At 69.3% G+C, this 12,797-nt stretch carries 13 protein-coding genes; 9 read left to right on the top strand and 4 right to left on the bottom strand.

Annotation, left to right across the window (positions count from 1 at the left end; translation table 11 throughout):
• The first annotated feature begins 1 nt into the window (after nucleotide 1).
• Together ACZ6ZN_RS06445 and ACZ6ZN_RS06450 are read left to right on the top strand one after the other, a co-directional pair.
• Nucleotides 2-1,111 carry a hypothetical protein gene (locus ACZ6ZN_RS06445; RefSeq protein ID WP_469643545.1) on the top strand — a complete coding sequence of 370 codons (1,110 nt, stop codon included), beginning with the start codon at nucleotides 2-4 and terminating at the stop codon, nucleotides 1,109-1,111.
• Between the two features lie 96 nt (nucleotides 1,112-1,207).
• Complete coding sequence (locus ACZ6ZN_RS06450) at nucleotides 1,208-1,768, top strand: peptide deformylase (protein WP_233520842.1); 561 nt, start codon at nucleotides 1,208-1,210, stop codon at nucleotides 1,766-1,768.
• Nucleotides 1,769-1,869: 101 nt separating this feature from the next.
• Here ACZ6ZN_RS06450 and ACZ6ZN_RS06455 read toward each other — a convergent pair whose 3' ends face one another.
• The 4 genes from ACZ6ZN_RS06455 to ACZ6ZN_RS06470 form a co-directional block, all read right to left on the bottom strand.
• The gene (locus ACZ6ZN_RS06455; RefSeq protein ID WP_054100449.1) at nucleotides 1,870-2,463 is read right to left on the bottom strand and encodes a phosphatase PAP2 family protein; all 594 of its coding nucleotides are present in this window, start codon (nucleotides 2,461-2,463) and stop codon (nucleotides 1,870-1,872) included.
• Complete coding sequence (locus ACZ6ZN_RS06460; RefSeq protein WP_469643548.1) at nucleotides 2,453-3,652, bottom strand: MAB_1171c family putative transporter; 1,200 nt, start codon at nucleotides 3,650-3,652, stop codon at nucleotides 2,453-2,455. Before ACZ6ZN_RS06460 ends, ACZ6ZN_RS06455 begins: the two co-directional genes overlap by 11 nt.
• A complete protein-coding gene (locus tag ACZ6ZN_RS06465; protein WP_469643551.1) occupies nucleotides 3,649-4,203 on the bottom strand; it encodes a secondary metabolite protein in 555 nt (184 codons plus the stop codon). Before ACZ6ZN_RS06465 ends, ACZ6ZN_RS06460 begins: the two co-directional genes overlap by 4 nt.
• A gap of 180 nt (nucleotides 4,204-4,383) precedes the next feature.
• Nucleotides 4,384-4,836 (bottom strand): helix-turn-helix domain-containing protein, encoded by a 453-nt coding sequence (locus ACZ6ZN_RS06470; protein ID WP_469561067.1) that lies wholly within the window; start codon nucleotides 4,834-4,836, stop codon nucleotides 4,384-4,386.
• A gap of 685 nt (nucleotides 4,837-5,521) precedes the next feature.
• Between ACZ6ZN_RS06470 and ACZ6ZN_RS06475 the strand changes: the two genes are divergently transcribed.
• From ACZ6ZN_RS06475 to ACZ6ZN_RS06505, 7 genes are all read left to right on the top strand, one after another.
• The gene (locus ACZ6ZN_RS06475; RefSeq protein ID WP_469643553.1) at nucleotides 5,522-6,418 is read left to right on the top strand and encodes a helix-turn-helix domain-containing protein; all 897 of its coding nucleotides are present in this window, start codon (nucleotides 5,522-5,524) and stop codon (nucleotides 6,416-6,418) included.
• Between the two features lie 2 nt (nucleotides 6,419-6,420).
• Nucleotides 6,421-7,134 carry a zinc finger domain-containing protein gene (locus ACZ6ZN_RS06480; RefSeq protein ID WP_061441538.1) on the top strand — a complete coding sequence of 238 codons (714 nt, stop codon included), beginning with the start codon at nucleotides 6,421-6,423 and terminating at the stop codon, nucleotides 7,132-7,134.
• A gap of 160 nt (nucleotides 7,135-7,294) precedes the next feature.
• Entirely contained in the window at nucleotides 7,295-7,936 is a 642-nt protein-coding gene (locus tag ACZ6ZN_RS06485) for a WhiB family transcriptional regulator (RefSeq protein WP_406721904.1), read from the top strand.
• Nucleotides 7,933-9,609, top strand: coding sequence for a hypothetical protein (locus ACZ6ZN_RS06490; RefSeq protein ID WP_469643557.1), 1,677 nt, complete (start codon nucleotides 7,933-7,935; stop codon nucleotides 9,607-9,609). Before ACZ6ZN_RS06485 ends, ACZ6ZN_RS06490 begins: the two co-directional genes overlap by 4 nt.
• A complete protein-coding gene (locus tag ACZ6ZN_RS06495) occupies nucleotides 9,606-9,797 on the top strand; it encodes a hypothetical protein (protein ID WP_007491133.1) in 192 nt (63 codons plus the stop codon). Before ACZ6ZN_RS06490 ends, ACZ6ZN_RS06495 begins: the two co-directional genes overlap by 4 nt.
• Nucleotides 9,798-10,114: 317 nt before the next feature.
• On the top strand, nucleotides 10,115-10,777 hold the full coding sequence (locus tag ACZ6ZN_RS06500) for a plasmid mobilization protein (protein WP_469643560.1): 663 nt from the start codon (nucleotides 10,115-10,117) through the stop codon (nucleotides 10,775-10,777).
• A complete protein-coding gene (locus ACZ6ZN_RS06505; protein ID WP_469643564.1) occupies nucleotides 10,774-12,516 on the top strand; it encodes a relaxase/mobilization nuclease domain-containing protein in 1,743 nt (580 codons plus the stop codon). Before ACZ6ZN_RS06500 ends, ACZ6ZN_RS06505 begins: the two co-directional genes overlap by 4 nt.
• Nucleotides 12,517-12,797 lie beyond the last annotated feature (281 nt).

A 12,797-nucleotide genomic window follows, 5' to 3' on the forward strand; every position in this document is an offset into this window, starting at 1 on the left:
CATGGACGTCAGCCAGATAGCGAAGCGGTTCCCACTCGTTGCCCGTCCACGTCCAGCGTGCCCGCCTCTCGCTGAACGCATCCGCGAAATCACCGACCTCGCTGCCGCCGCCGAGCGCGACGACAACGTGACCTCCGCAACCGTCGCCCTGAACAAGGCGGCACTGATCGCAAGCGACTGCGGCATGCCGGACCTGGCACGCTCTCTGTGCTGGCGCCACGCCGAGGCCGTCCTGCGCGCCCAGCCCCTGGGCGCGCAGGAAGCCCGGTACGCCCTGGAACCCCTGGTCAACCTGGCCCGACTGCGCATCCGCGACGGCGACGGGACTGGCGCGTATCATCTGCTCGATTCCCTGAACCGAGCAGTCAGATCGAAGACGGAAGCGGTCATCGACGACCGCGCCACGTCCTTCCAACGCCTCACGAAGTCGGCTTCCGACCATCAACAGGTATGCCAATGGCTGTGGGCCGTACTCCTCGGCGACGGAACCCGTGCCCTCGTCGCAGCAGGTGAATGGGACTACGCCCGGGCGCACAGTAGGCAACACCGGGGCGTGGGACAGCGCCTCTTCGACGGGCGCCAAGTCGAGGTGCTCGTCCGCTGCCTCGGCGAGCAGCCCAGCGATGCGTTGAAGTTCCTACACGAGAGCACCCTGGTGGAGCCATGGGAGCACGCCGTCGCGGCAGCCCTTGCCGTCCTCTGCCACAGGGCAGCCGACGAGCAGCCAGTCGAGCCGATCAACAAGATGGTGCAGCACTACCTGGCTCTCGGCTCGGCCCCCGACCTTGCCGTCTTCCGCTCTCGTGTAGGACTAGTTGTGCTCGACCTCTCCCCAGAGTCCCGACAAGCCGAATTGATGCACCGCCTCACCAGCGAAGCGACGACGCATCCCGACGGGTACATCGCACGAGACGTCCTGGCCCACTCTGTGTGCCGCGAAGGGCTGAGCCAGGACGAGCGCAGAACGCTCTCCACTGCAGTCGCCTCCGCCGGCCTCGGACGGGGCAGCATCCCCGACCCTCTGGATCAGGCCATACGGGACGCTTCAACAGTCGCAGCGGATGTCTGGCAACGCCACGCTAGCTGCCGAGCTAACGCCTGGCCCGCATGACCGGCACCCCGAGCGGCGCACCCCGTCGTATGTCCACTGCAACCGCGGTTGGCCGAGCGAACTCGACGCGAATCAACAGGAGTTCTCGTGAACGAGATGCGGCCCAGCGAGCAGATGCGCAACCTCGGCGTAGTCCAGGAAGGCGCCTCCGTCCTTGCCGAGCCAGCACGCCCCTTCTCACTCCCTGCCGAACGTGAGGCCGCCGAGCAAGCCGTGGAAAGCCTGTTCACCTCCATGGCGCGCATCGCAGGCGTCCACACGTTCGCCAAGGGCATGGGCATTGCAGCCCCACAGATCGGCATCCGCCGGGCCGCGGCCGTCGTCCAGCCCGCCGAGCCAGGAGCGGGCGCGATCGTACTGCTCAACCCCCGGGTCATCGCCGCCTCGCAGGAGACCGACGACCAGTACGAGGGATGCCTGAGCTTCTTCGACGTACGCGGCCTCGTCCCTCGCCCCCTCCGGATCACGGTCGAGACCACGACACTCGACGGGACGACCGTGACCACTGACTACGAACGCGGCCTCGCCCGTCTGGTCCACCACGAGATCGACCACCTCGACGGCCACCTGTACACAGCCCGGATGCGCCCCGGAGTGCAGCCCATCTCCGTGACCGAGTACCGGCAGACCGGACGGGCCTGGTCCTACGAGCACTGAAACCCGATCCTGCCGGCCCGCGAGCGGATGCAGGGGCCCGAAAGCCGGGTGAGATACCTGGGAGGCGTAGCGGTCGCTCTCAACCACGCCCCTCCTTCGGATCAGCGCGCCAGGTGGAAGACGGCTGCGGCCACGATGGTGCCGAGGATGGTGCCTGCGATCACTTGGTTGCGTGTGTGGTCCCGCAGCTCGACGCGGGACCAGCCGACGACGACGACCAACAGGAAGCCAAGGGCCATCCACGGGCCGTAGGTCTGCACGAGCATCGCGCAGGCACCTGCGGACACGGCCTGGTGGACGGAGATCTTCCAGGCGAAGGTGATCGCGGTGAGAATCGCGAGCGTCACGAGCATCGAGACGATGAGGGCAACCATGGTGCGCGGCGCCCCCGCGACAAGCATCAGGACGATGCCGGTGGCTACGGAGAGCAGGATGACGGCCATCACGACTAGCCGTGCTGGCTTCGCTCCGACGTGTCTGTCGCCCCAGTGACCCTTGCGAATGCCGTACTTGATGAAGGTGATCGGGATGACGGCCGCGAAGAGGGCGCCGACCACACCCCAAGCAACACCTGTCCATTCTGCGGTGTGCCAGCCGACCAGCAGCGTGACAGCGATGATCCAGTTCTTCGGCTCAAGCCAGTCTGTAATGCGGCGGGCCAGCCGCGACTCGCTGGGGCGGACATCAGTTGTCATCTGAGGAGATCCTTTCCGAAGCGCCCTGCTCGTGGGAAACGGACGAATGTTCTTTCCGGACGAATTCGGAAACGACTGGCGAGGAGAGGTACGCGCGGGCAACGGTGCGCAACCATGACAGTTCGCTCGCTCTGTCTCGGCCAGTGACGCCGAGGGGTGGATATTCAACTCCCCGCAGCCGTTCCCCATTTCGTGCGCTCTGGACGGCTGCACGCAACCAGCAGGCTTCCGCCACTGCGTCAGAGAGTTGCGCAGCGACCCCTTCCTGACGGACGAACCTCCGGGCCTTTGTGTGCATGTCGACTGACGCGTACTCGCGAAGCGCCAGGCAGGCATCCTCGATCTCGATGACGCACCGTTCCAGCCGGAAGCGGACACGCCACCTGCCTACAGATGTCGCCAGCACCACATACGGGGCTGCTTCCGTGAGCTGCACCCAGAGGGGACGCAGTTTCCGCAGGGTGCTCCACGCGGCGACGTATTCCACGGCGACGGAGAGAGGAGGCAAGCAGACGCCGACTGCGACCGACAGGACGGTGGCTTGCTTGAGCGTTGTGGAGAGAAGGTTCTCCAAGGCTGGATAGCTGGTGCCGGAGGCAAGCTGAACCGTCACGAAGACGATGCGCTGGAGGGCGTACAGGCTTCCGAGCAGGGTTCCCGAGCCCAGAAATCCGAGGCCGGCCTTCCCCAGGAGAGTCCGGCTGTGGCGTACGCCGCCGAGGAACAGCCATGTAGCGACGACCATGGCGATGCCGATGTACAGCGTGAAGACCGTCATGTAGAGGACGGGAAAGAGGGCGCCACGGCCCTCCCCAAGCCTGACGGGCCCTCCTGACGTCCAGTTGGCCAGGGCGTAGAAGGCGAGCATGAGGGGCAACGTCACGCCGGCGGCCACCAGCCGGGTGCGACTTGCCAGGCCCTGCGGTCGAACGACTGCGATGACGAAGTCGAGCAGATATGCCGCCGAGGTAACGCCGAGCAGGTGCTTCAGCAGCGGCGACAGCCTGGCGTCTGCGCCGACGGCGGCATCGACTGCCTCTTTGACCGGCGGAACCTCGAACGTCATGGCAGCTGCGAGAGCCACCAGGGTCAGCGCCAGACTTCGCTGCTTGCGAGAGTGCCGGAGGGACGGCAGTCGCCACAGAGCCACCAGCCAGAGGACGCCGGCGATGAGGGTGGATGTACTCATGAGCGGCGGTTCTTCCGTGGGTGGACCAGGGCGTCGTCGAGCCGCGCCACGGCACCGGACCGACCGCGTTCCCGGCCCGAGTGGGCAAGATCGTGAAAGAGCTCTCCCAGGCAGGAGGCGGCCATTTCGGCGTCGTACTCGGTCTCGCTGTCGTAGCTCGTCCGGCCGAGAGCGGAGAGCACGGCAGAGGGGTCGACCCCGTCAGGCAGGACTCCCAGTAGAGACCTGACGACGCTCTCGTTGTTCCCGGCGTGCCCGAGCAGCAGGTGCGCTAGCTCGTGGCGCACGATTTGTGCACGATGCCGCTCGCTGGTAGCCGCGACGTGAAAGACGTAATCCCCGTGGTCGAACGAGAGGACCATTCCGCAGGGAGCGTTGGCCCCTCCGGTCTCAGGCAATTCGTGGAGGTGCAGGGGGCGGCCACGCTTGACGGCGAGCTGCCGGCATATTTCATCCACCGCGTAGGGATCGGATATCTCGATCCCCCGCAACTGCTCCTCACACAGTCGCCTCAGCTGCGCCTCTCTGCGCGCGAATTGCCGCTTGAACATGGACGAGATCCTTGCTGTAGCCCCCGAATGAGCGCTGACACGGCCTGCGCTAACCGGAACCCACCATTCCGCGTGGTTCTAGCGGAGCTTTGCATAGGTACAGATGGTTGCCCAAGGCGATCTTGAAGATCCATGCGCGGCATACCAGTCAAATCCACCCAGCAGGTGAGTGAGGTCACATCACTGCCCGGGCTTGTCGAGCCCTTCCCACCGTCTCGCCTGATTGATCACATCCGTGATCATCCTCAAGCTGTCCGCCGAGAGGCCGTTGGCTCGAAGCGCAAGGCCGCGGACGTCGCTGTCGGCTACGGCCTCGATGAGTTCCATGGAGGCGCGCACCTTCTCGGCCTCCTCGGCGTCGTAGTCCGAGAAGAAGTACTGCTCTTTGACGTGGAAGTGGCCGGCCAGTCGTTCCACCGTCGTGTAGGTGGGGTTGGGCTTCGCCCCGGTCCGCAGCTGCGAGATCGCACTCTCGGACACGGAGATCGCCCGGGCGACCTCGGCATTGGTGTAACGCTTGCCGGTCTCCGGGTTCGTCACGGTCTGGAACAGGTGGTTGAGCTTGTCGGCGAATGAGCGCCGAGCGTCGGCCGCGCCGCCGGGCGCCTCCGCCGACCCGCTGGACTCCACCATCACCGACTCCTCTCATCTAGACGCCGACTCCGGACTGTACTGCAGTGTAGTTCCCAGGACCAAAGGCCGAGAGGCTTCACTTCAGTGTTGACAGACTGGGATCACTCTGGCGTAGGTTTTCGAACACAGCTTCACTGAAGTGATGTGACGCCGGCGGGGTGCGGTAAGCGCTCCTTGCCCGGCCGTCGTGACCTACGTACGCGCTAGGACTCGCCCATGCTCGCTCCACCCCCGTCGCAGCAGCTCACGCGACTTCTACAGGGTTTAAGAACCAACTCTGGACCTTGACGCGGAGCCGTGCGTATGTTCGTCGTCCCCCGCCGGGCAGACCGCCCGCACGGACGAGCACAGGAGCAATGACGTGCACAACCTCCGGGCCTCATAGGCCCCAGAACACAGCGACGGCGCCCGAGAGCGGCAACTCCCGAACGCCGGACGCTTAACGGCTGTACCGCCCCGGCAAGGGCGGAGATCGCCACCATCACCACGCTGATCCCTTCCACGGGGCGTCTCAGCGTGGCAACACCAAAGGAGATTCTTGCATGCGCTCCGCCCTGCGCAAAAGGCCCTACCGTCCGGCCTGCGCGGCAGCTAGCTCCGCCTCGGCGCCTCAGCGCCCCGAGCCGGACCGCACCATCCAGGCCCCCGCGAGCCGCCCCGCCCGCCCGCTTGCCGGGAGCGGCCGATGAGCAGCGAAGCTCGCGAGTGGGTGTGGGAGCACAGCTCCAGCCGAGGGGCCGCGCGTCTGGTCCTGCTGTCGATCGCCGACCGGGTGGCCGACGACCAGTGCATCTCCTGGGCCTCCCTGTCCAGCCTGGCCAAGCGCACGCACGCCTCGGTCTCCACGGTGCGCGAAGCCATCGAACGCCTCGTCCTCGCCGGCGAGCTGGAACAGCTCGACGACCTGGTGGGCCCGCAGCGCAGCACGGTCTACCGCCTGCCGCTCGCCGCCGAAGCAGTCGCACAGGCGCTGCGAGAGCAGCGGGAGGAAACGAGCGAGACGGCAGTGCCGGACGAGCCCGCTGGCCCTGCCAAGCTCCGGCTGTCGGCCCTGCGGCGGTACGGAATCCGCCCGCGTGAGGTGCCGGAATCCCCCGCCAGGGTCCGGAAACCGGCAGTACCGGAAACCGGCAGGCCCAGGCGGAAACCGGCACAGCGGCGTACCGGCCACCGGCACAGCGATGTACCGGCCACCGGCACACAGAACCGTAGTGAACCTAATTTGAACCGGAGGTACAGCAGTGGTGGTGCTGCCGTCCTCCCGGCTGCCGAGTGGCAGGTCGACCCCGCCACCCACACCTGGGCCCGCCGGCAGGGACACCTCGACCGCCTCGGCGAGCATGGCCTGCAGGCCGCCGACGCGAAGTGGCGTGCCCACCGGGCGGCCCACGCCCCGAGGCCGGCGGAAGCCTGGGCTGCCGACTGGCGAGCCTGGATCACCCGGGAACACGCCCCCAACCGCCCGAACCTCTACGCCGTGCCCGGCCAGAACACCGCCGCGCCCGGTGGCATGACGCGGGCCGAGAAGCACACCGCCGCCCTTCTCGCCGCCCTGGACGAGCCGACCGGAACGGAGGGCTGACCGTGGACCGCCGCGAAATCGCCGCCCTGCTGGCCTACATCGGCCGACTCGACCCCCGCAGCATCCGCACCGACGAGGGCGAGGCCCGCGACCAGCTCGCCCAGTGGCACGAGCTGCTCGGCGACGTGCCGATGGCCACCCCGCACGGCTGGGACGCCCGCATCGCCGCCCGCCAGCACTACCGCACCTCGCCGTACCAGATCCAACCCGCCGACGTGGTCCGCCCCTGGGAGAGCTACCGGCGCAACCGCCTGGCCCTCCACTGGGACCCCACACCGTCCGCGGACCCGGACGACCAGGCCGCCTGGACCGCAGAGCTGGTCGGCACCCGCCGTGCCGTCGCCGCCGGCATAGCGCAGCCCGCGTATGCCCCGGCCATCACCAGCAGCCAGGAGGGGATCAACCCGAGGCTGCAGGCTCGGCTGGACCAGATCGGCTCCTGCATACCGCCCGCCGCCCGCGCCGCTCTCGCACCGTTCCGGCCCGCCCGGGCAGCACGCGAAGCCGCCGTCGCGCAGGGGCTGCCCGATGCCCTGAGCGTGCGATGCGAGTGGTGTCTGGCCCCGGTCGGCGAGCCGTGCCGGCGCCGCCGGATCGGCCCCAACGACGGGGTACGCGCCATCACGCCGCGCGCCACCCCGCACCCCGGCCGTGTGGACCTCGCCGCCCAGCAGGCCCAGCACGCCGAGCAGGCCCAGCAGCCCGCCCTGGCCTGACCGGCGCCTCCGGCGCGTGCATCCCGTCCGCTGCACCGCCGCAACCTCACCGTCCCGCACCGGATGCGGCGCACACCCACGCGCCGCAGCCGACGCCCGACGCCGCACCCGCCAGGCACTGCGCCAGCCGGCCGGTGTGGCAGCACATCGGAGACTCGCCTTGCGCCACATCACCACCCACGACGCGCCGGCCACCGGCCTGCGCGGCATCGCAGACACCAGCTGGCACGTCCGCGGAGCGTGCCACGGCATGGACGTCGAGGACGCCGACGCCGTGTTCTTCCCCGGGCCCCGGGATCACGAGGAGATCGCGGAGGCGAAGGAGCTGTGCGGCTGGTGCCCCGTCCGCCGCGCGTGCCTGGACTTCGCCCTGGAGAACGTCCTCAAGGAGGGCGTCTGGGGCGGGCTCACCGAAGCCGAGCGGCGCCCGCTGCACGACAACCTGCACCGGCGCCTGGACTACCGGCGTGTGACCGCCTTCTTCCAGGGACGCGACGTGCACCTGACGGAAGCCGAGCGGCAGGTGGCCATCGACCACGCCTACGTCCGGGGCTGGCAGCCCGACCGACTCGCCGCCGCCCTGCAGATCAGCCACAAGCACGCCCGCGACCTGCTCCGGCAAGCGGCCAACAAGGTCTTCGACCGGGACCGCAACTACGGCGTGCCCCGCTCCAAGAAGAAGCGGAAGAAGACCTCCAAGGCCAAGGGCACCCCCGCGCCCGCAGCTCCCGGCACTCAGCAGCCGACAGGCCGCCCGGCGGCGTCGACCCCGGCGCACGCCCCACTCGGAAAGGCAGCATGACCCACCCTGTCCTCGCCTTCGGTGCTACTTCGGACCTCCCTCTCCTCCTCGCCGCCGCCGTGCCCGCCGCCCTCGCGCTCGTGCTGACCGCCTGGGCGATCCGGCGCCGGGGAACCCGCCCGCGGAAACGTCTCGGCGGCCCGGCGGTCAAGGTCGCCGCCGTCGCCGCCCTGGGCTGCACCGCCTACAGCGCCGACACCAGCTGGCGCTTCGCGGCCGACTACCTCGACATGGCCGGCACCGCCGAGCGCGCCGGCATGTTCGCCGCCGCCGAACTCGCCCTATTCGCCACCGCGCTGATGGCACGGCAGAACCTCGCCGTCCAGGGCGCTCCCGGCCTGCCGGGCACGCTGGTCTGGGTGATCACCACAGTGCAGGTGATCCCCGCCTACGCCGAGAGCGGCCCCATCGGCGGCACGGTCCGCGCCTTCGTCGGACCGGTCATGGCGGCGATGCTGTGGCACCTGGCCATGGGCATCGAACTGCGCCTGCGCACCCCGGGTGCAGCCTCGAACGGACTGCTCGCCGTCCTGGGCCGGGAGGCACGCGAGCGGCTGCTGTCCCGCCTGGGCATCGCCGCGCGGGACCGCGACGCCGCGCTGATCACCCGGGACCGGGCCACCGCCCGTGCGGTCACCCTCGCCGCCCGCCTCGCCGAGCGCACACCCGAGCAGCAGCAGAGCCGTCGCGGCCGGCGACTGACGCGACGCCTGTCGAAGGCGGTCGGCAGGGCTTCGGTCGGCACCGACCCTCACCAGCGGGCGCAGCTGCTCGACCAGCTCGCCGCTCGGCGACACGCGCTGGCGCTCGCCACGGTCCCGCTCCCTTCTCCCTGGTCCCCGGCGCACAGCAGCGCATCGGCGGCCACGGTCCCCGTACAGCCGACATCGGATGTGCCGGTCCCCGTCCCCGGTCCCGACGGTTCCGACGAGCCGGTCCCGGACCGAGGACCGAGGGCTCCTCGGAGCCCCGTCCCCGAGAACCCGGAAGCCGAGGTCGCCGCAAGGACCAAGGGCGACGCAACGGGAACGTTCGCGGGAACCAAGCCCTCTGAAGACGGTGCGGTCCCAGGGACCGTGCTCGCCGGACCGGGAGCCGCAGCGCGGGACGCAGCGGCCATGAGGACCGACCACAGCACGCGAGAAGTGGCAGCTCAGGACCCGGATTCTCATCGGGGACCGGGCATCACGAAGTCGGGGACCGAGACCACCGAGGACCGAGGACCGACCGCCCCACAGTCCGGGACCGAAACCACCCAGGACCGAGGACCGACCGCCCCACAGTCCGGGACCGAAACCACCCAGGACCGAGGACCGACCGCCCCACAGTCCGGGACCGAAACCACCCAGGACCGAGGACACAAGGTCCCGCTTCGCCGGAAGCCGACCAGGACCTCCCGGACGAAGAACAAGGACAAGCGTGCACGGTCCCGCTCGCAGACGGAGCGCCAGGCACGCGAGCTGGGTGAATCCGAGCGCCAGCTTGTCCGTGAGGTGCGTCCCCATGTGCCGGCTCTGCTCAAACGTGACGGCAACGGCGCGGTCACCCGAGTGCAGCTGCGCGAAATCATCCGCCGCCAGGGCCTGACGGGTGTCGGTAACGACCGACTCGGCCTGGTCCTCCAGGAGCTGCGGAACGCGGACATCACGACGGCGAGGAGCACCGCCCGATGAAGACCTGCCACCAGTTCAAGACGGTCCGCGCCGAGTACGAGCGCGAGATCGGATTCATGCTCGCTCACTCCGAGCGGCATGCGGGCAGGCCGGCGGCGAAGTCCAGCGCGAAGCAGGCAGCCTCGGCGAAACAGCGGATGGCCCGCGCGCTCAACAGCCACGTCGGACGCTGCCCCGAATGCGGCTGAACCGGCAAATCCCAGCACAAGGCCCGTATCCGTAAAGGTGGCCCGGCTCCACGCCGGGCCACCGCCCCGCTTAGGAGGTACGCCATGATTCCTCGTCCCCCTCGCTTTTCCGGGCCCACCACCGCCGAGGCCGGTGCCTGGGCGGACGTCTTGGTCCGCCGGCGACTCCTCCACGCCGTCGTCCTCACGCCGACCGGGCAGTGGCTCGTCCAGGACCGTCCCAACAGACCGGTTCGCGTCCTTGCCAGCCCAGCCGAAGTTCTCGCGCTGGCCGCAACCATCCAGCAACGCACCCGCTCTACGAGGCCCGAATCTCAATGACGAACGCACCCAAGAACGGCACCACCCAGGAACCTGATCGCGGCTCCAACTCGGTCTCGGGGCGAGCAAGTTATCGCAAGAGCATTGCTCCCGAGGGGAGCAATGCTCTTGCGTTCCCCGCCCCTGGAGTGGCGGGAGCGGAACGGCACCGGGAGGCGCCGATCCGTGAGGATGCGACCGAGGGCGGCTCGCATCCCGAGGAGCAGGACCAGCACGCCTGCCACAGTGCGCACTACACGCACACCGCCCCTTCAAAGCCGCATGTGCAACAGCGTGAGCGCCTGCGCGACGAGAACAAGCGCATGCGCCAGCCCAGCTGCCGCATGAACGACGACGAGTACCAACTCCTAGCTCGTGCAGCCGCCGTGTGCCACATGAGCGTCGCCAGTTTCCTCGCCCACGCCGCTCTCAAAGCCGCCCACGATCTCGACCGTACGGCGGCGGAAATCGCCGCCCAACGAGAAGTCCACAACGAGCTCTTCGCTGTGCGCCGGCACCTCGGCCACATCGGCAACAACGTCAACCAGGTAGCTAAGGCCGCCAACTCCGGTGCCGACGTCCCCTACGCCGAAGCCGTACTCGGCGCCGTCCAGCGCGCCACCCAGCGCGTGGACGCCTTCATCCAGCACTACCTCGACACCGAAAGGCGAACCGGTTGATCCCTCGCGTCCACAAGCGTGGCTCGAACACGTTCGGCCTGCTCATCTACCTCTACGGCAAAGGGACCCATGAGGAGCACGTCGATCCGCATCTCGTGGCGGCATGGGACAGCTTCGCTCCCGACCCCGGTCGCGATCCTCAAGCTACGAAGAGACAGTTGCAGCAGCTCCTGGACCAGCCCGTCCAGACGCTCGCGGAGTCGCGCCGCCCGGCTTTGCACGTCTGGCACCTATCCGTCCGGGCCGCACCCGACGACCCGGTTCTCTCCGACGAGCAATGGGGGGAGATCGCCCGACGCATGGTCGCCGCGACCGGCATCGCTCCGGCCGCCGACGAGGCGGGATGCCGCTGGGCAGCCGTGCGCCACGCCGACGACCACATCCACATCATCGCCACGCTCGTCCGCGAAGACGGCCGGCGCCCCCGACTCAACAACGACGCCAAGCGATCCCAGGCCGAAGCCCGCCTGATCGAAGCCGAGTACGGGCTCAAGCAGCTCAGCACCGGGGACGGAACCGCAGCGCAACGACCGACCAGCGCCGAGCGCCACAAGGCCCAGCGCCAGGGCCGCGAGCGCACCGCCCGCGAGGAACTGCGGGAATCCGTGCGGCGTGCGGTGGCCGGCGCGAGAAGCGACGAGGAGTTCTTCGACCGCCTCGCCGCCGCCGGCCTCCTGATCCGCAAGCGCGCCGCGCCCTCCGGTGACTTGCTCGGATACAAGGTCGCCCTGCCCGACGACCTGAACAAGGACGGCGAGCCGGTGTTCTACCCCGGCGCGCGCCTCGCTCCCGACCTGTCCTTGCCTCGCATCCGCGAGCGGTGGTCCGGTGATGCGCAGGATGTCCCTGCGGCCCGGCGGGAGGAAGCGATTCGTACGGGGCCGGGCAGTCCGGCCGCCGCGCGCCGCGGCACGGCATCGGCCGTGTGGAAGGCCGTGCTCGTCGTCGAACACGGCGAGGACGGGGTCGCCGCCGCCCACATCGCCGCGGTCGGCGAGGTCCTGGACGCCCTCGCGAAGACGTCCGCCGCTCACACCCGCCGCGAACTGCACGACGCCGCAACGGCCTTCGAACGGGCCTCGCGCTCTCACGTCCGCGCCGTACGCGGGCACGATCGAGCCCTGCGACAGGCCGCCCGCGACCTCGTCCAGGGCGGCCCGGCCCTCGGCCGCGGTGAGGACGGAGCCACCACGGCGATGGCGATCGACATGCTGTTCTTCCTGATCACCGCCACCGCGCACTGGCACGCCCGGAAGGGCCACGCCCAGCAGGCCGAGGCCGCCACCCGAGCTGCCGAACACCTGCGCACCGCTTACCAGGCCGCCTCGGCCCAGCCGCTCGGTGTGCTATACCAGCGCGGCCGACGTCTGAGCCGGCCGATGCTCCAGCGGCAGACCGCGCTGCTGCGCGAGGCGCTACCGGAACTGGCCGAGCAGATCCTCGCCGAACCCGGCTGGTACGCCCTGGCCGCGACCATCACGGAAGCCGAAGCCGCCGGCCACGACCCGGCCGCCCTCCTGTCCGACGTTGCCGCTCGGCGCGAACTGGGCACCGCGGACTCCATCAGCGACGTGCTCGTATGGCGGATGCGACGGACAGCCGACCTGCCCGCCGATGCCTCCCAGCTTCCCGAGACCAGCACCGCAGCGAACCGGTCCGCGACGCGCAGGGCGACGACCAGGCCCTCCGCGCCCGGCAGGCGGCGCAGCGGAGAGGAGTCACCGCGTCAGGCCCGATAAGTACACCAGACGGCACGCAGGCTCCCCGGATCGCCGCTGTGCCGTACCGAGACATGCGTCGTGGCCTCCTCGTCACCCGGGCAGCCGAGAGGCCACACCCGTGCTGACCTGGCCGAAGGGACTGTGGACGTTGTGAATTGAAACCGCCGACGGCGTGGGGCACGATCATGAAACGCGCAGGACGAGGTGCCGAGGTAGAGGAGGACGCCAGGGTGTTTCACCGAATACGCCGCAGGGCCAAGGGGCCGAGCGGAGCTCAGAAACGGTTCGCCGAGCTGCAC

The organism is Streptomyces sp. NPDC053665 (assembly GCF_055585285.1).